The 15,648-nt window shown below is 64.4% G+C and carries 17 protein-coding genes; 11 read left to right on the plus strand and 6 right to left on the minus strand.

The window, feature by feature from the left end; translation table 11 throughout:
- Positions 1–3: 3 nt before the first annotated feature.
- The 8 genes from ACIPUD_RS23470 to ACIPUD_RS23505 all read left to right on the plus strand — a co-directional run bounded on the left by ACIPUD_RS23470 (position 4) and on the right by ACIPUD_RS23505 (position 7,179).
- On the plus strand, positions 4–309 hold the full coding sequence (locus ACIPUD_RS23470; RefSeq protein WP_007599812.1) for an urease subunit beta: 306 nt from the start codon (positions 4–6) through the stop codon (positions 307–309).
- A 57-nt stretch (positions 310–366) separates the two neighbouring features.
- Entirely contained in the window at positions 367–906 is a 540-nt protein-coding gene (locus tag ACIPUD_RS23475) for an HD domain-containing protein (protein WP_026232787.1), read from the plus strand.
- Between the two features lie 37 nt (positions 907–943).
- Positions 944–2,659 (plus strand): urease subunit alpha, encoded by a 1,716-nt coding sequence (ureC, locus tag ACIPUD_RS23480; RefSeq protein WP_018454665.1) that lies wholly within the window; start codon positions 944–946, stop codon positions 2,657–2,659.
- 142 nt (positions 2,660–2,801) lie between these two features.
- Positions 2,802–3,101 (plus strand): putative quinol monooxygenase, encoded by a 300-nt coding sequence (locus tag ACIPUD_RS23485; RefSeq protein ID WP_007599815.1) that lies wholly within the window; start codon positions 2,802–2,804, stop codon positions 3,099–3,101.
- A 14-nt stretch (positions 3,102–3,115) separates the two neighbouring features.
- Positions 3,116–3,733 carry an urease accessory protein UreE gene (locus ACIPUD_RS23490; protein ID WP_018454664.1) on the plus strand — a complete coding sequence of 206 codons (618 nt, stop codon included), beginning with the start codon at positions 3,116–3,118 and terminating at the stop codon, positions 3,731–3,733.
- Positions 3,714–4,442 (plus strand): urease accessory protein UreF, encoded by a 729-nt coding sequence (locus ACIPUD_RS23495; RefSeq protein ID WP_446481669.1) that lies wholly within the window; start codon positions 3,714–3,716, stop codon positions 4,440–4,442. Before ACIPUD_RS23490 ends, ACIPUD_RS23495 begins: the two co-directional genes overlap by 20 nt.
- A gap of 157 nt (positions 4,443–4,599) precedes the next feature.
- Complete coding sequence (ureG, locus tag ACIPUD_RS23500; RefSeq protein ID WP_377791444.1) at positions 4,600–5,223, plus strand: urease accessory protein UreG; 624 nt, start codon at positions 4,600–4,602, stop codon at positions 5,221–5,223.
- A 297-nt stretch (positions 5,224–5,520) separates the two neighbouring features.
- On the plus strand, positions 5,521–7,179 hold the full coding sequence (locus ACIPUD_RS23505) for a CHASE domain-containing protein (RefSeq protein WP_446481628.1): 1,659 nt from the start codon (positions 5,521–5,523) through the stop codon (positions 7,177–7,179).
- Positions 7,180–7,186: 7 nt separating this feature from the next.
- On the opposite strand, the gene ACIPUD_RS23510 is transcribed toward ACIPUD_RS23505, so the two are convergent.
- The 5 genes from ACIPUD_RS23510 to ACIPUD_RS23530 form a co-directional block, all read right to left on the minus strand.
- Positions 7,187–7,795 (minus strand): TetR/AcrR family transcriptional regulator, encoded by a 609-nt coding sequence (locus ACIPUD_RS23510; protein WP_446481670.1) that lies wholly within the window; start codon positions 7,793–7,795, stop codon positions 7,187–7,189.
- 88 nt (positions 7,796–7,883) lie between these two features.
- Positions 7,884–9,026: an OpgC domain-containing protein gene (locus ACIPUD_RS23515; RefSeq protein WP_377791441.1), complete on the minus strand. Its 1,143-nt coding sequence runs from the start codon at positions 9,024–9,026 to the stop codon at positions 7,884–7,886.
- Positions 9,027–9,202: 176 nt separating this feature from the next.
- Complete coding sequence (locus tag ACIPUD_RS23520) at positions 9,203–9,658, minus strand: hypothetical protein (RefSeq protein WP_018454658.1); 456 nt, start codon at positions 9,656–9,658, stop codon at positions 9,203–9,205.
- A 76-nt stretch (positions 9,659–9,734) separates the two neighbouring features.
- Positions 9,735–10,106 (minus strand): DUF883 family protein, encoded by a 372-nt coding sequence (locus ACIPUD_RS23525; protein ID WP_026232783.1) that lies wholly within the window; start codon positions 10,104–10,106, stop codon positions 9,735–9,737.
- Between the two features lie 78 nt (positions 10,107–10,184).
- Entirely contained in the window at positions 10,185–11,297 is a 1,113-nt protein-coding gene (locus tag ACIPUD_RS23530; RefSeq protein ID WP_026232782.1) for an AI-2E family transporter, read from the minus strand.
- A 210-nt stretch (positions 11,298–11,507) separates the two neighbouring features.
- On the opposite strand from ACIPUD_RS23530, the gene ACIPUD_RS23535 reads away from it, so the two are divergent.
- Together ACIPUD_RS23535 and ACIPUD_RS23540 are read left to right on the plus strand one after the other, a co-directional pair.
- Complete coding sequence (locus ACIPUD_RS23535; RefSeq protein ID WP_377791438.1) at positions 11,508–12,326, plus strand: L,D-transpeptidase; 819 nt, start codon at positions 11,508–11,510, stop codon at positions 12,324–12,326.
- 17 nt (positions 12,327–12,343) lie between these two features.
- On the plus strand, positions 12,344–12,997 hold the full coding sequence (locus ACIPUD_RS23540) for a DUF2865 domain-containing protein (RefSeq protein WP_204513290.1): 654 nt from the start codon (positions 12,344–12,346) through the stop codon (positions 12,995–12,997).
- Between the two features lie 48 nt (positions 12,998–13,045).
- Here ACIPUD_RS23540 and ACIPUD_RS23545 read toward each other — a convergent pair whose 3' ends face one another.
- A complete protein-coding gene (locus tag ACIPUD_RS23545) occupies positions 13,046–15,139 on the minus strand; it encodes a methyl-accepting chemotaxis protein (RefSeq protein WP_446481629.1) in 2,094 nt (697 codons plus the stop codon).
- Between the two features lie 274 nt (positions 15,140–15,413).
- Here ACIPUD_RS23545 and ACIPUD_RS23550 point away from each other — a divergent pair, with 274 nt between their 5' ends.
- Positions 15,414–15,569 carry a Thivi_2564 family membrane protein gene (locus tag ACIPUD_RS23550; protein WP_007599832.1) on the plus strand — a complete coding sequence of 52 codons (156 nt, stop codon included), beginning with the start codon at positions 15,414–15,416 and terminating at the stop codon, positions 15,567–15,569.
- Positions 15,570–15,648 lie beyond the last annotated feature (79 nt).

Raw genomic sequence — 15,648 nt, forward strand, 5'->3', positions numbered from 1 at the left:
AGCATGATCCCCGGCGAACTCTTCATCCAGGACGGCGAGATCGAGCTCAACGCCGGCCGCAAGACGGTGACGCTGACGGTCGCCAACACCGGCGACCGCCCGATCCAGGTCGGCTCGCACTACCATTTCTTCGAGACCAACCCGGCCCTGAAGTTCGACCGCAAGAAGGCCCGCGGCATGCGCCTCGACATCGCCGCCGGCACCGCGGTCCGCTTCGAGCCCGGCCAGACCCGCGACGTCCAACTCGTCGCGGTGGCCGGCAAGAAGACCATCTACGGCTTCCGCGGCGACGTGATGGGGAAGCTGTGAATTCCACAGGAACGAGCGTGGCGCGGCATGGTTGAGGCGAAAACGGAGGACTTTGCCATGCTGTCACCTGTCCGCCTCGTCTCCGAAGCCGCCGAACTCGCCGCGCGCCGTCACAACGGCATGGCGCGCAAGGGCCGCGGTCATGAGCCTTACATCAACCACCTCGCCGAGGTCGCGAACCTGCTTGCGACCGCGACCGACGGCGCCGACGCCGAACTGGTTGCAGCCGGCTGGCTGCATGATGCGATCGAGGACACCGACACCACGCGCGAGGAGCTCGCGCAAAAATTCTCCGACCGTGTCGCGTCGCTTGTCGACGAGTGCACCGACGATATGAGCCTGTCGAAGCCGGAGCGGCGGCGGCGTCAGGTGCTCGACGCACCGAAAAAATCGGCTGGCGCCAGGCTGATCAAGATCGCCGACAAGATCAGCAATATCGGCGCGCGCGTACATTCGGATCCGACGGCCGAGGAACGTGACGATCTCGTCGATTATACCGACTGGGCCGAACAGGTTGTCGCTGGTTGCCGCGGCGGTAACTCTTGGCTCGATACGACCTTCGACGACATGGTGCTCACAGCGAGAACCTCTCTGTGAGCACCGATCCAGAATTCAAACGCAAACGGGGCTTGTGATGTCCGTCAAAATAAAGCGTTCCGTCTATGCCGACATGTTCGGCCCGACCACCGGCGACAAGGTGCGGCTGGCCGACACGGATCTCATCATCGAGGTCGAGAAGGACTTCACCAGCTACGGCGAGGAAGTGAAGTTCGGCGGCGGCAAGGTGATCCGCGACGGCATGGGCCAGTCGCAGGTCACCAACAGGCAGGGCGCGGCCGACACAGTCATCACCAATGCGCTGATCGTCGATCACTGGGGCATCGTGAAGGCCGACGTCGCGATCAAGGACGGCATGATCGCCGGCATCGGCAAGGCCGGCAATCCCGACATCCAGCCCGGTGTCACCATCATCATCGGCCCCGGCACGGACGTGATCGCGGGTGAAGGCAAGATCCTCACCGCGGGCGGCTTCGACAGCCACATCCATTTCATCTGTCCGCAGCAGATCGAGCACGCGCTGATGTCGGGCGTCACCTCGATGCTAGGGGGCGGCACCGGCCCCTCGCACGGCACGTTCGCCACCACCTGCACGCCGGGGCCGTGGCACATGGGGCGGATGATCCAATCGTTCGACGCATTCCCGGTCAATCTCGGCGTCTCCGGCAAGGGCAACGCCTCGCGGCCCGCCGCGCTGGTCGAGATGATCAAGGCCGGCGCCTGTGCGCTGAAGCTGCACGAAGACTGGGGCACCACGCCTGCCGCGATCGACAATTGCCTGTCGGTCGCCGACGACTACGACATCCAGGTGATGATCCACACCGACACGCTCAACGAATCCGGCTTCGTCGAGGATACGATCAAGGCGTTCAAAGGCCGCACCATCCACGCCTTCCACACCGAGGGCGCCGGCGGCGGTCACGCCCCCGATATCATCAAGGTCGCAGGGCTGAAGAACGTGCTGCCGTCCTCGACCAACCCGACGCGGCCCTTCACGCGCAACACCATCGACGAGCATCTGGACATGCTGATGGTGTGCCACCACCTCGATCCCTCGATCGCGGAAGACCTGGCGTTCGCCGAAAGCCGCATTCGCAAGGAGACCATCGCGGCCGAGGACATCCTGCATGATCTCGGCGCGCTCTCGATGATCTCCTCGGACTCCCAGGCCATGGGCCGCCTCGGCGAGGTCATCATCCGGACCTGGCAGACCGCCGACAAGATGAAGAAGCAGCGCGGTTCGCTGCCGCAGGACAAGGGCAAGGACAACGACAATTTCCGCGTCAAGCGCTACATCGCCAAATACACGATCAATCCCGCGATCGCCCATGGCGTTTCGAAGCTGATCGGCTCGGTGGAGAAGGGCAAGCTCGCCGATCTCGTGCTGTGGTCGCCGGCCTTCTTCGGCGTCAAGCCGGATTGCGTCGTCAAGGGCGGCATGATCGTCGCCGCTCCCATGGGCGATCCCAACGCCTCGATCCCGACCCCGCAGCCGGTGCATTATCAGCCGATGTTCGGCGCCTTCGGCAAGGCGCGCACCGCGTCCTCGGTGGTGTTCACCTCGAAGGCCGCCATCACCGGCGGCCTCGCGCGTAAGCTCGGCATCGACAAGAAGCTCTATGCGGTCCAGAACACCCGCGGAAAAATCTCGAAGAAAAGCATGATCCACAACGACGCCACGCCCAATATCGAGGTCGATCCTGAGACCTATGAGGTCCGCGCCGACGGCGAGCTTTTGACCTGCGCCCCCGCCGAGGTGCTGCCGATGGCGCAGCGATATTTCATGTACTGAAATAGCGCCTCAACGCATGTCCCAGGACCATGTCCTGGTCGCATATCCGGGAGCGGCTTTTCCGGGTTTTGCGTTCGATCCCGCCTGGTCTAAGGTCCCGCCCGGTATCTGAAGCCCAGAAGAAAAGCCGGGAGGATTTCTCGTGATCTACGTCGTCGCCACCTTGACCATCAAGCCTGAAACGCGCGCCGAATTCATTGCAGCCGCCACCGCCTGCATCAAGGAGACGCGGAAAGAGCCCGGCAATATCGCCTATGATCTGCATGAGAGCGTCACCGATCCCGCCAAGATGGTGTTCGTCGAGCAGTGGGAGAATGCCGAGGCGCTGGTGCCGCATCGCGCCATGGAGCACATGAAGACGTTCGGCCGCGTCGCGGTGAAGTGTTTTACGGCGCCGCCGAAGATCGAAGTGATCACGCCCGAGAAGGTCGAGACACGGTAACGGGGTAAACGCGGATGATCCGGGCGACGCAGGTCAGGGGACAACACCGCTTCGCGGAAGCGCCGGCGGATACGGTCGTGCTCGATTTCGACGATCGGCACCGCCGCCGCATGGCAATGACGGGGACGCGGGGACTCGAGTTCCTGCTCGACCTGGAGAATGCCGTCGCGCTGCGCGGCGGCGATGCGCTGGTGTTGGAGGACGGCCGGCTGGTCGAGGTGGTCGCTGCGCCCGAGCCGCTGCTCGAGATCCGCGGCCACGATCCGCACCACCTTATTCGTGTCGGCTGGCATCTCGGCAATCGCCATCTGCCGACGCAGATCATGGCCAAGAGCCTGCGCATCCGCCGCGACCACGTCATCGAAGCCATGGTGAAGGGCCTCGGCGCGCGCGTGATCGAGATCGAGGCGCCGTTCGATCCCGAAGGCGGCGCCTATGCGGATGCCGGACATGCGCATGGACACGACGACCACGCGCATCACGATCACGGCCACGATGATCATCACGGTCATGATCACCATCATGATCATGCCGCACATGGCGACGGTCACGATCACCATCACCACCACGACGAGCATTGCGATCACCCGGACCATCACCACGGCCACAAGCATGCTCATGACCACAAATGAGCCGGTCGCGGCCCGCGACCTCGCGGAGTGCGAGGCGGCGGCGCTGTACCGGTTGATGACCTGGCTGTCGCCGGCGTTTCCCGTCGGGGGCTTTTCCTACTCCAGCGGCATCGAATGGGCGGTCGAGGCCGGTGACATCAACGACACCGCGTCGCTGGCGGATTGGCTCGATGCGATGCTTCGCGACGGCTCTGGCTTCTGCGATGCGACGTTTCTGGTCCACGCCTATCGCGCCACTGAAGCGGGCGAGGGCGACACCTTGGGCGATATCGCCGAGCTCGCCGCGGCCTTCGTGCCGTCGCGCGAGCGGCAGCTGGAGACGACATCGCAGGGCCGTGCCTTCATCGACATCGCCCGCGCCGCGTGGGATGCAGACGGGCTGGACGGCATGGTTGCGGCATGCCGTACGCCACTGGTCTATCCCGTTGCCGTTGGCGTGGTCGCTGCGATGCACGGCGTGCCGCTGGCGCCGACGTTGCACGCCTTCCTGCATGCGCTGGTCTCGAACTGGATTTCCGCGGCCAGCCGGCTCATTCCGCTCGGCCAGACCGACAGCCAGCGCGTGCTGGTGAGGCTGGAAGCCGCGGTTGCCGCGACGGCGAATCGTGCGCTGAATGCGACATTGGACGATGTCGGCGGCGCGACGTTTCGCGCCGACCTCGCCAGCCTGCGGCACGAGACGCAATATACGCGGCTGTTCAGATCTTGAGCGGGTTCGTCGCTTTCACTGTCGTCCTGGCGAAAGCCAGGACCCATAACCACGAGTGCGCGTGGCTATGCACAGATGTGGCTGCAGCGTGCCGTGACAATCGGGTTCAGTGGTAACGGGTCCTGGCTTTCGCCAGAGCGACGAAAGGAAAGAAGCAATGGCTACATCTCACGGCCCCTTGCGTGTCGGCATCGGCGGTCCGGTCGGATCGGGCAAGACCGCGCTGATGGACCTGCTCTGCAAGACCATGCGCGAGCGCTACGACATCGCCGCGATCACCAACGACATCTACACCAAATGGGATGCGGAATTCCTGGTACGCTCGGGCTCGCTGACGCCGGATCGCATTGCCGGGGTCGAGACCGGCGGCTGCCCGCACACCGCGATCCGCGAGGACGCCTCGATGAATCTCGCCGCGGTGGCGGATATGCGCGCCAAGTTTCCCGGGCTCGATCTCGTGCTGATCGAATCCGGCGGTGATAACCTCGCTGCCACTTTTTCCCCGGAGCTCGCCGATCTCACCATTTACGTCATCGACGTGGCGGCCGGCGACAAGATCCCGTCCAAGGGCGGCCCCGGCATCACCCGGTCCGACCTCCTTGTCATCAACAAGATCGACTTGGCGCCCCATGTCGGCGCCTCCCTGGAAAAGATGGAGACCGACGCCAGGCGGATGCGCGGCGAGCGGCCGTTCGTCATGACCAACCTGAAGATGAGCCAGGGGCTGGACCGCATCATCGGCTTCATTGAGGCCAAAGGCGGCTTGAAACGGGCCGGCTGACCGGCGCGACGACCTAACGCAGGCGTTTCCCCCCGTTAACACCGTGGGCAGAGCCGTGTCCGCGGAACAAATTTCGGTCACGGCAATTGATTACCTCCGGTGCCCGGAGCAAATCCAACTCGGCCGGACCATCGGCAGGCCGATTTAAGCTTCTCAGGCGACCAAGTTGCGTACCGATGCCTCCTCCTTCATTATCTCGGCGATTGGGGTTCACCCTGTTTCGGCACGTGCCCGTTCGAGCGGCGTCCATATGCTCCGTATTTATTGCCGACCTCCTGCTTTCGCCTGAGTAGTCGCGTGGTCCGGCTGGGTTTCATCATCGGCTTCATTGCTCTTCTCGGGGCCTTGCTCTCCGGGCTTGCGGCTTATCGCGTCCACGACCAGGAGCTGGCGCTGGACCGGATCGCGCTGGCGCGCGCGATCGATGTCCATGCGAGCCTGGTCCAGGACCGGCTCACCGAGCGCGAACTGCTCGCGCGGGTTGCCTCCGGCCTGTTCCGGGCGCCGTCGGTGCTCAAGCCCAACATGCTCGAGCCGCTGCGCTCGGCCATCTACGCCTTCAAGACCGATTTCGTGGTGGCGGGCTGGGTCGCCCGCCTGAAGCCGAACGAGCTTGCCGCAGCACAAGCCGCGATCGCGAGCGCCGGCTTCCCCAATCCGCGAATCCGCAGCTATGAGGACAAGCCGATCGATCCGGCAGGTGTCACCCAGCCGATCGATGTGCTGATGGATCTCGAGCCGCGCAGCAACGAGACCAAGGGGCTGCCCGGCCGCAGTTACGACCAGGATCAGGTGCGCGGCGCCATGCTGGCGCGCGCCAGAGTGGAGAAGAGGTCGGTTGCCTCAGAACCGGTTGCCCTCCTGCGTGGCGACGGGTCGATCGGCATCATTGTGGCGGCTCCCGTCATCCCGGAGGGCGCGACGGAGCCGGCGGGCTTCATCACATTTTCCTATGAGCTCTCTTCCCTGATGCTGACCAACGACGACATGTCGTTGTTCGCGGTTGCGCTGAAGGATCCGCGCCGGCAGGGTGGCGAGTTGGTCGCCAACGATCAAGGCGTGGTCTCGGCCCGCCCGACGGCGGCCGATGGGCCGGCGCCGTCGGCGACGCGCACGGTGAGCTTCGGTGGTCGCGACTGGCAGCTCGGCTATTACGCCAAGACCAATTCGGCGCGCCGCGCCGAGCAGACTGCGATCATCGTGGCGGCGATCGGCCTTGCGATCACCGCGATGGTGTGCGGCCTGTTCGGCTATGTCGCCTACAACAATTTGCGGCTCAGCCGGGAAATCCAGGTCAGAATCGGCTTCGAGCGCCGGCTGACGGCTGTCATCGACGAGCTCAACCATCGGGTCAAAAACATCCTGGCGGTGATCCAGTCGATCGTGACCCGCACGCTGCGCCATGGCTCCGACATCGATGTCGCGCGCGAGCTCCTGATCGGCCGCATCCACGCCATGTCCAACGTCGTCTCGCTGCTCAGCGAGAGCCAGTGGCAGGGTGTCAAGCTGAAGGGCCTGTTCGAGGCGCGCGCCATCCCGCATGCCGACCGCATCGCCGTCACCGGTCCTGATATCGCAGTCAGCGCGCGCGCGGCGCAGAGTCTGTCGCTGCTGTTCTTCGAGCTCGCCTCGCACTCCGACGAGGGCCTGTCGCTTGTCGGCAAGCATCCGCACATCACTGCCAATTGGACGGTGACGAACGAGGGGTCCGGCGAGGTCTTCTATTTCCGCTGGGAGGAGTTCAACACCAGCGAAGCGACGCGCCGCCCCGATTCCGACTTCGGCCTGATCCTGCTCGACCGCGTCGCGCCCGAGGCGCTCGGCGGCACCGCCAAGCGCTATTTCACCGACGTCTCCTATGTCTACGAGCTGACCGCGCCGATGGAGACGGTCGAGGACATGACCGAGCGCGACCGCACCGACAAGCTGTCAGCACCGATCCGGCCTGCGCGGTAATTCGAGGCTAGCTCTTCGGCCGCAGCACGAGGTCAACCAGGGTCCGCGCGTAGGCCGGCGTGATCGGCGCGATGCCGAAGACGTAGCGGTAGAACAGGCTGCCATAGATCGCGTCGTAGAGATCCTGGGGCGGTGCTTCCGCCAGAATGCTGCCGTCGTTCTGGCCCGCGGCGATCATCTCGATCAGCGCGTCGCGGCGGAATTGCAGGTAGCGGGCGTAGAACAGCTCCGCCGAGCCGGTCTTGGAGATGCATTCGGAGATGACGGCGAGCTGGACCTTGCCGAACTCGCCCTGGAGGGCTTCGGCATAGGCGGCGGCATGGCGGCGTGCGCGCGCGGCGGGGCTGCCCGAGCTTGCATGCGGCAGCGGCAGCATCTGCGCGGCATGGTGAAGAAAGGCGTCGATCAGCAAGGCTTCGCGCGACGGCCACCATTTGTAGATCGTCATCTTGGAGACGCTGGAGTGGCGCGCGATCGCGTCAATGGTGGTGGCGGCAAGGCCGGTAGTGGCCATCAGCGCATAGGCGCTTTGGAGAATGGCGTTGGTGGTCTCGATCGACCTTGGCCGGCCGCGCCGGGGCGCGCCGTCGGCTCCCTCACCCCCGCCATTCGCCATCACCACGCCCGGCCTCCTCGCGCAATCCGCTGCCGCTCCGCATAGCCCAGCCGTAATGGCCGGCCTAGGGGAATCGGAAGGTGCCGGGTTAGGCCTGTTGCCGCAAGGCCGCGGGCAGGTCCTGCCGCTTCGACCAGGCGATGTAATATGCGACCGCGGCCATCGCCGCGAAGCCGGCCAGGCTCACGGCAATCTGCATCACCACCAAATTGGCGCCAGTGATCAGGATGAGATGGCCGGCAAAGGACAGGAACACGCCGACGCAGAACACCGCGAGCCATTCCTCGCCGCATCTGATCACCGCCTGAAGCGGCTTCAGTCGCAGGCCGGGATGATCGGCCGGGACGAGATATGTCGCGAGGAAAGCGAGCGCGAGGAAGTGGACCACGCGATAGGGGGCGAGGTCTTCCTTGTCGGTCGGCGTGATGGTGTTGAGCACGATATCCGGCAAATAGGCCGCTAGCGTCGGCGAATGTCGCATCAGCGTGATTGCCATCGCGAATACGAGATAGGCGCCTGCGAGCACGCGCAGCCAGGACAGGCCATGCAGCGCGCGGCCCGACGTGCCGGTCACGGCAAACCAGCCGCCCAGCACCATCAGCATCTGCCAGCAGAACGGGTTGAAGGTCCACTCCTGGTCCGGATAAACCCGGAAATTCCAGCCGAACCAGCGCGCCGCAACGTACAGCGCGACCGACGCCGCCAGCGTCAGGTTCGGACGCCGCAACAGCCCCCACAGCGCGAGTGGAAGGAGGGCCATCAGCGGGATCATCAGCTGAAGAAGATCGAGGTTCAGCGGCTCTTCCTGAAGCACCAGTCCGCGTATCAGGATCCGCAGCGGATGCTCGATGATGCCCGAGATGTTGTATTCGTTGATGATCTCGGGCGCCATCGATTGCGAGGCGACATAGGCGATGGCGTCGATGTAGATCACGAACAGGACGACATAGGCGGCGTAGAGCCGCCACATGCGCTGGAAGATGCGCGTCGCCGCGACGACGTAGCCGCGCTCCAGGGCGATCTTGCCGTGAATGATGGCCATGCCATAGCCGGCCACGAACACGAACAAGTCTGCGGCGCCGCTGAAGCCGAAATTGCGCAGCGTCAGCAAATTGACGACGTTGTTCGGGATGTGGTCGACGAAAACCGACCAGTTGGCGATACCGAGCGTCAAATAGAGCCGGGGGTCGTGTTGAAATGCGGCGAGGTTCGCCTGGACGGACGGTTTCATCGAAAAAATGGCTTTTGGAATCAGGGGCGCTGCTTTTAGCGGCAACCGCCTGCCTATCCGAGTAGCGTTTGCGTGATGGCGCAGGCAAACGGCGCGAAATTGGCGCGGGGCCGCCGGTGCCGATTGGATAGACGCGTTCGCGGGACCCGTGACGAAATTTTCTAACCCGGTAGCTGCTACTCGGCAGGCTCAGCCGAGGCCTCGTCGGGTACGCCAGCGCGGCTCGCCATGAGTCCGAGGGCGACGCCGCCGATCGCCAGGATCGGCAACAGCCGCTTGATCCCGATGGCGCGAACGATCTGGAGACCGGTGGCGAGCAGCATGGGGTCCGCGAGCATGCTCGAGGCCGCCGATTTCGTGGCGCGCTCGGCCGCGATATGAGCTTGCTTGCGCAGCTGCCGTTTGTAGACCCAATAGCTCACCGCCGCGGTCAGGGTCAGCAGAAAGAAAATGCCCGCACCGGCGAGGCAGGCCTGCACCGGACCATATTTGTTGAGCACCGAAATGAATGCCGCCGCGCACAGGAAGCACGTGGTGATGAAGAGTGCGAACGCCGCGCCTGCTGCCAGCGAGGTCAGCCGCACAGTGGTGCCGGTGGATGCGCTGATCCCGTCGATGATGCGCTGAAACATGGTCTTGCTCCTCAGATCCCCACAAGCCGGCACCGGCGGCGCCGCTGCGCCACCGTCTCGATACCCGTTCGCGATCTCAGCGACGCCAGACCGCGCCGATCAGGAAGCCGATGCCGAGCGCAAGCCCGACGGTCGCGAGCGGCCGCTGCGTGATCGCGTCCTCCAGCGTCTCCTCGATCGAGCCGTAGGCCTCCTGTGCCGCGCCCATCATCGCGCTGCCGCGTTCCGACATGTCGTCGATCGCGGAATCCACGTTTTCGCGCGCTTGGCTATAGCCGCGGCGGGCTTGCTTGCTGGAGGAGTTGGCAAAAGTATTGAGCGCGTCGGTGATCTGATCAGTGAGGGCGGCGATATCGCTTTTCACGGCTGCTACATCCTTCTCGAGGCGTTCTCTGGTGGCTTTGTCGGTCCAGTCTCTCATCCCGGCTTCGGCATTGGTGGTGGACATCAGGGGCTCCGGGCTGTTGACGGTTGAGACAGCCGGGAAACGTTTCGTCGTGGTGTAAGTTCCGTTCACGGAAACCGGTCAGTCCTGCGGGAGCTGCGGCGAATCCTCAGGCAACAGATGCTCCTTCAGGATCAGGGCGACGATCAGCAGCGGCGACGACAGGAACGCGCCCATCGGGCCCCACAGCCAGGTCCAGAACGCCAGCGCCAGCAGCACCGCGAGCGCATTGAGCGCCAGCCGCCGGCCGATGATGGTCGGCGTGACGAAATGTCCCTCCAGGAAGGTGATGCCGCCAAAGGCGAGCGCCGCCATCAGGCCGCCGCTGACGGTCGGGAAGGTGACCAGCCCCACCACGACCAGAATGGCGAACATGGCCACCGGTCCGATGATCGGAATGAAATTGAGGGTGGCCGCCAGCGCGCCGAGGCCAGCCGGATTGGGCATTCCGGTGAGGGCGCAGACGATTCCGGCGGCGACGCCGACGCCGACGTTGATCAGGGTCACAGTCAAAAGGTAGTTGCCGAGATGGACCTCGATCTCGTTGAGGATGCGAAGCGTGCGCAGCCGTGCGTCGTGATCGCTGAAGGTCATGATCATTGCCCGTCGCAGGTCGCGCCAGCTGGCGATGAACAGGATCAGGGTGACGAAGAACAGCAGGAATTCGGTAAAGGTCGGTGACAGGAATTCAATCGTTGGCTGCACCCACTCGAATTTCGGCATCTGGAAGCTTGGCAATCCCTCCGAGCCGCCGAGCATCGTCTGCAGCTCTCGCCACAGCGCCAGCGGCCGGTCGAACACGTGGACCTTGTCTTTCAACTGCGCGCCGAGTTCGGGCAGGCGCGAGCTCCATTCCATCGCCGGCGAGGCGATCAGCGCGACGATGAAGCCGACCACGGCGGTCACCGCGAACACGATCAAGACGGCGGCAAGCCCGCGCGGCACTTTCCGGTACTCCAGAAAGGTCGCTGCCGGCGAGAGCATCGTGCCGGTGACGAACGCCATCACGACAGGCAGAAAGAACGCCTTTCCGACATAGAGCACCGCGACGATTGCGATGAGGAGCAGTCCGGCGAGCGAGAAGGCGACGAGTTCGGTGCGGCGGATCACCGGCGGGAGTTCGCCGTGGCTCTCGGGAAGCGGAGTGCCTTCGCCATTGCCGGGAGTCATACGTTCACTGGGAAGGACGCGCACAATACCTCTCCGGCACGGAGACTTCGGTCCTCGCGCCCATGACCAGGGGAGAACGTCCTCGCGCCCTGCGGGTTCCATCGCGGCTTCGTGAAGAAGCGCTCGCTTGACTGTGACGTCGCTGCTGCATCCCGCCGCGGAACTTGTAGCGGTTGGACCGCGTTGAACAAACCAGCGCATCACCCTGATGCAGGCATCCACACGGGGCAGCACATGACGAAGTTCTCTGCAGTCCGACGCCGCTTATCGCCGCGCCGCATCACCGCTTTTGCCTTTGCAACCGCTTTGCTGGCAGTGCCGTTCGGCGCCGCAAGCGCACAGACGCTGGGCTACACCTATCCGCAAGATCAGGCTTACCCGCAGGACCAGGGCTATTCGCAGGGTTATGCGAGCCCAAGCTATGCGAACCAGGGCTATGCGAACCAAGGCTATGCAAGTCAGAACGCGCAAGCGCCCGACGAGGATGCCGCGCTGCCAGATCGCCTGCGCAGGCAGATTGTCAGCTTCGACCGCAGCGAGCCGGCCGGCACCATCGTCATCGATACCAACAATACTTACCTTTACTATGTGCTCGGCCAGGGCCGCGCGATCCGTTATGGCGTCGGCGTCGGCCGCGAGGGCTTCACCTGGTCGGGCGTGCAGAGCGTCAGCCGCAAGGCGGAGTGGCCGGACTGGCATCCGCCGGCTGAGATGATCGCGCGCCAACCCTATCTGCCCCGCTTCGTCGCTGGTGGCCCCGGCAATCCGCTCGGCGCGCGTGCGATGTATCTCGGGTCGAGCGAATACCGCATCCATGGCACCAACGATCCCACCACGATCGGGAAGTTCGTTTCGTCCGGTTGCATCCGCATGACCAATGAGGATGTCACCGACCTGTTCGGCCGTGTCAATGTCGGCGCCAAGGTGGTCGTGCTGCCGAAGAACGCGCCGCTGATGGCGAAAGGCAGTGATTCCGTGCGCAAGCGCCCAGCCGTGACCGCGCTGCCCTCAGGCCGGCAGGCGCTGAACATTTCGAATTCGGCCGTGAACTAAGGGTCGAGTGAGGTCACATGAAGAGACGTTCGATCGGCAAACTCGCCGGGGGCGCGGCGGCGTTCGTCGCCATTGCCTCCTTCGGCCTCGCGCTGACGCCATCCGCCCATGCGGAGGACTTTTTCTCGGCGCTGTTCGGCGGCTTCCGCGGACGGCCGGCGCCCGAGATTCGCATGCCTTTCCAGACCGATGACACGCCGCGCTACGACCCGCCGCGCCAGCGGGCCTCCTACGGTGGCGGCACGGCCTATTGCGTGCGCGGCTGCGACGGACGTTATTTCCCGGCGCAGGGAAACGATTCCGAGAGCAAGGCGCAATCCTGCAAGAGCTTCTGCCCGGCCTCGGAGACCTCGCTGGTCTATGGCGGCAACATCGACGACGCGACGACGGATAAGGGGAAATCCTATTCCGACCTGCCTAACGCGTTCCGCTATCGCAATGAGATTGTCGCAGGCTGTACCTGCAACGGCAAGGATCCGGTCGGGCTCGCTCAGGTCAAGGTCGACGACGATCCCACCTTGCGCAAGGGCGACATCGTCGCGGGCGCGGACGGCCTGGTGGTCGCCAGCCGCAATGCCAACGACCGCCGCGGCGTCGCGATGAATTTCTCGCCGCTGCCCGAGTCGGTTCGCGCAAGATTCCGCCAGGTGCCGGTGGTGGCGAAGGAATAGGCCTCAACGTCGTCCTGGCATTCGCCAGGACGACACCAAGAGTGTGGGCTATGCCGCCCGGATCTTGCCGAGGAAGTCGCTCACGTCATGGCCGAGCTGGCGGCTCTGGCTCTCCAGCATCTCGGAGGCGTGTTTCACGTTGTCGGCGGCAGCGGCAGCAGCGTCTGCATCGGATTTGACGCCGGTGATGTTGTCCGAGACGTTCTTGGTGCCCTGCGCCGCAAACTGGGTGCTGCGGGTGATCTCTTGGGTGGCCGCTCCCTGCTCCTGCACGGCGGCGGCGATTGCGGTCGCGACCTCGTTCACTTCGCCGATGATGCCGCCGATGGTCTGGATGGCGCTGATGGCGTCGGCCGCGACCTTCTGGACGTCGGCGATCTGCTCGGAGATCTCCTCGGTCGCCTTCGCCGTCTGGCTCGCCAGCGACTTCACCTCGGAGGCGACCACGGCAAAGCCGCGACCGGCCTCGCCGGCGCGGGCCGCCTCGATCGTGGCGTTAAGCGCGAGCAAATTGGTCTGCTGCGCAATGGTGTTGATCAGGCCGACGACCTCGCCGATGCGGCCGGCCGACTTTTGAAGTCCCTGCACCGTGCCGTCGGTCTCGCGCGCCTGGGTCACGGCGCGGCTGGCGATGCCCGCGGCATGCGCGGCCTGCTGACTGATGTCGTTGATCGAGGCGCTCAGCTCTTCGGCGGCGGCGGCGACGCTGTCGACGCTCATGGAGGCGTCTTTGGAGGCCTTGCCGGCGACCTGCACGCGGTCGTTGGTCTGCCGCGACACCGCGGAGAGATCGCCCGAGGTCTTGCGCATCTCGCCAGAGGCTTCGCTCAATTCGCCGAGCGTTTTGCGCACCGCGCCCTCGAACTCGCCGACATAGGTCTCGACCGCGCGCTGGCGCGCGGAGGCGCCCGCATTGCGTTCGCGCTCCTGCGCCTCGATCGTGAGCTTGTCGTTGGCCTGCTGCTTGAAGGTCTCCAGCGCGCCGGCAAGCGCGCCGATCTCGTCGTTGCGGTCGAGATAGCCGCTATCGACGGCAAGGTCGCCACCGGCGACCTTCAGCATGGCGTCCCGGATGGTGTTGAGCGGAGTGATGACGCGGCGGCTGACCAGCATGATCGCGCCGACGGCAAGCCCCACGGCGAGCGCCAGCAGCGTAAGCTGCACGATCAGTGCGCGCTGTGCGGCGCCGCGCTGCTCCTGCGTGTGGATCTTGGCAGCATCGAGCGCACCTTCTGCCACTGTGACGGCGCTCGCCATGCGGCCGACCGTGAGCGGGCTCCATTGGTTCGCCGTCATCTCGGGCTTCTCACCCTTGACCAGCGCGTCGGCGAGACGGTCGCGCAAGGCCAGATATTGCGGCTCGAAATACGAGGTCTTGGCGGAGGCCATCGCGGAGGCGAGCCCCGCCGGCAACTGCATGCCGGACGTCGACAGCTCCAGCGCCTTCCACATCGCGCTCGTGCCGCCGACATGTTGGGTATAGGCGTAGCGGCCCTCCGTCGTGATCTTGCCGGCGGCCAGCCCGGTCGAGACGATCAGCGATGCTTCGCCTGCGGTGTTGCGGAGCAGCCAGGCGTTCTGCTTGATCGACAGCAGCTGGTCGATCGCGGCGTCCAGGTGATTGACCGTGGCGGCCAACGTGTTCGAGAGCTTGTCGAGCGTGTCGAGCAGGCCCTGCGTTGTCTCCATATATTCCTTGGGCAGACCGGCGCGGCGTTGGTCCTTCGGCTTGGCTACATCCTCCCAGAACTGCTTCTGCTCCTCGATCAGCAGCTTGTAGAGGCGCGCAAGCTCCGGTACCAGCGTGCCTGATTGCGGAAAGTCCATGGCCGGCAGCAGCTCGATCGCGCGCGCCATGGCGGGCATTTGGGCATCGCGCAGCGCGCGCAGATATTTCTCGATCTCGCCGTCCATCGGCTCGGTCGCATTCAGGAGGCGGACCGTGGTCGAGCGGTCGGTGCGCAGATTGTGCATCGCCTTGAACAGATCGGCGGACGTGTCGGCGATCTGCGAGATGCGGTTGGCGGTCTTCAGGCGATCCCAGGACTCGTAGGCGGTGAGCGAGAGCACGATCACCACGCAGATCGACGTGATCGCGATCACCGCCTTCAGCAGCGCGGATACGGTCAGACGATTCAGCATCGAAGTCCCCCAATTCCCAATACAAAGTTCGTAAAAGGCGCCCCCGGCAACAGCAGAAAAAGGGGCCCGTCAGACAGGCAATCGCATGCCGTTTGCGGCTCAGGGCCCAAACGGTTTCCGCATCTGAAAGGAAAAGGGTAAAGTTTTCGGCCCGCCGGCTGATCGTAGAAGTACGTATTTACTAGAAGTTGCAGAGGGTTGCGTCGATGGAACCAAGCCGGACGTTGCGCGTTAGGAGACTGTCAGCAATTTTGCCTAAAGGGGGGTCCTAGCGATGCTGGTCGGCGTACTCGTCACCTTTCTCGTCGTCATTCTCGTACTTTACCTCATCAACATGCTGCCGATGGACGGCCGTGCCAAGCAGATCGCGCGCGTCGTCGTCATCATCATCGGCATCGTCTCGCTGCTGAAATATCTGGCAGTGTTTTAGCCGGGCGCTTAGCTAGCGCAACGAAAAAGCCCCGGCGCGAGCCGGGGCTTTTAGTGCTCTAGTCGGGTCGGCAGGCCGC

The organism is Bradyrhizobium sp. CAR08 (assembly GCF_052871955.1).

Bases quoted from the DNA above. Each gene is read 5' to 3' on its own strand.
- ACIPUD_RS23470 (WP_007599812.1), top strand. From the start codon at position 4: ATGATCCCCGGCGAACTCTTCATCCAGGACGGCGAGATCGAGCTCAAC.
- ACIPUD_RS23475 (WP_026232787.1), top strand. From the start codon at position 367: ATGCTGTCACCTGTCCGCCTCGTCTCCGAAGCCGCCGAACTCGCCGCG.
- ureC (WP_018454665.1), top strand. From the start codon at position 944: ATGTCCGTCAAAATAAAGCGTTCCGTCTATGCCGACATGTTCGGCCCG.
- ACIPUD_RS23490 (WP_018454664.1), top strand. From the start codon at position 3,116: ATGATCCGGGCGACGCAGGTCAGGGGACAACACCGCTTCGCGGAAGCG.
- ACIPUD_RS23495 (WP_446481669.1), top strand. From the start codon at position 3,714: ATGCTCATGACCACAAATGAGCCGGTCGCGGCCCGCGACCTCGCGGAG.
- ureG (WP_377791444.1), top strand. From the start codon at position 4,600: ATGGCTACATCTCACGGCCCCTTGCGTGTCGGCATCGGCGGTCCGGTC.
- ACIPUD_RS23510 (WP_446481670.1), bottom strand. From the start codon at position 7,795: ATGGCGAATGGCGGGGGTGAGGGAGCCGACGGCGCGCCCCGGCGCGGC.
- ACIPUD_RS23515 (WP_377791441.1), bottom strand. From the start codon at position 9,026: ATGAAACCGTCCGTCCAGGCGAACCTCGCCGCATTTCAACACGACCCC.
- ACIPUD_RS23520 (WP_018454658.1), bottom strand. From the start codon at position 9,658: ATGTTTCAGCGCATCATCGACGGGATCAGCGCATCCACCGGCACCACT.
- ACIPUD_RS23525 (WP_026232783.1), bottom strand. From the start codon at position 10,106: ATGTCCACCACCAATGCCGAAGCCGGGATGAGAGACTGGACCGACAAA.
- ACIPUD_RS23535 (WP_377791438.1), top strand. From the start codon at position 11,508: ATGACGAAGTTCTCTGCAGTCCGACGCCGCTTATCGCCGCGCCGCATC.
- ACIPUD_RS23540 (WP_204513290.1), top strand. From the start codon at position 12,344: ATGAAGAGACGTTCGATCGGCAAACTCGCCGGGGGCGCGGCGGCGTTC.
- ACIPUD_RS23545 (WP_446481629.1), bottom strand. From the start codon at position 15,139: ATGCTGAATCGTCTGACCGTATCCGCGCTGCTGAAGGCGGTGATCGCG.
- ACIPUD_RS23550 (WP_007599832.1), top strand. From the start codon at position 15,414: ATGCTGGTCGGCGTACTCGTCACCTTTCTCGTCGTCATTCTCGTACTT.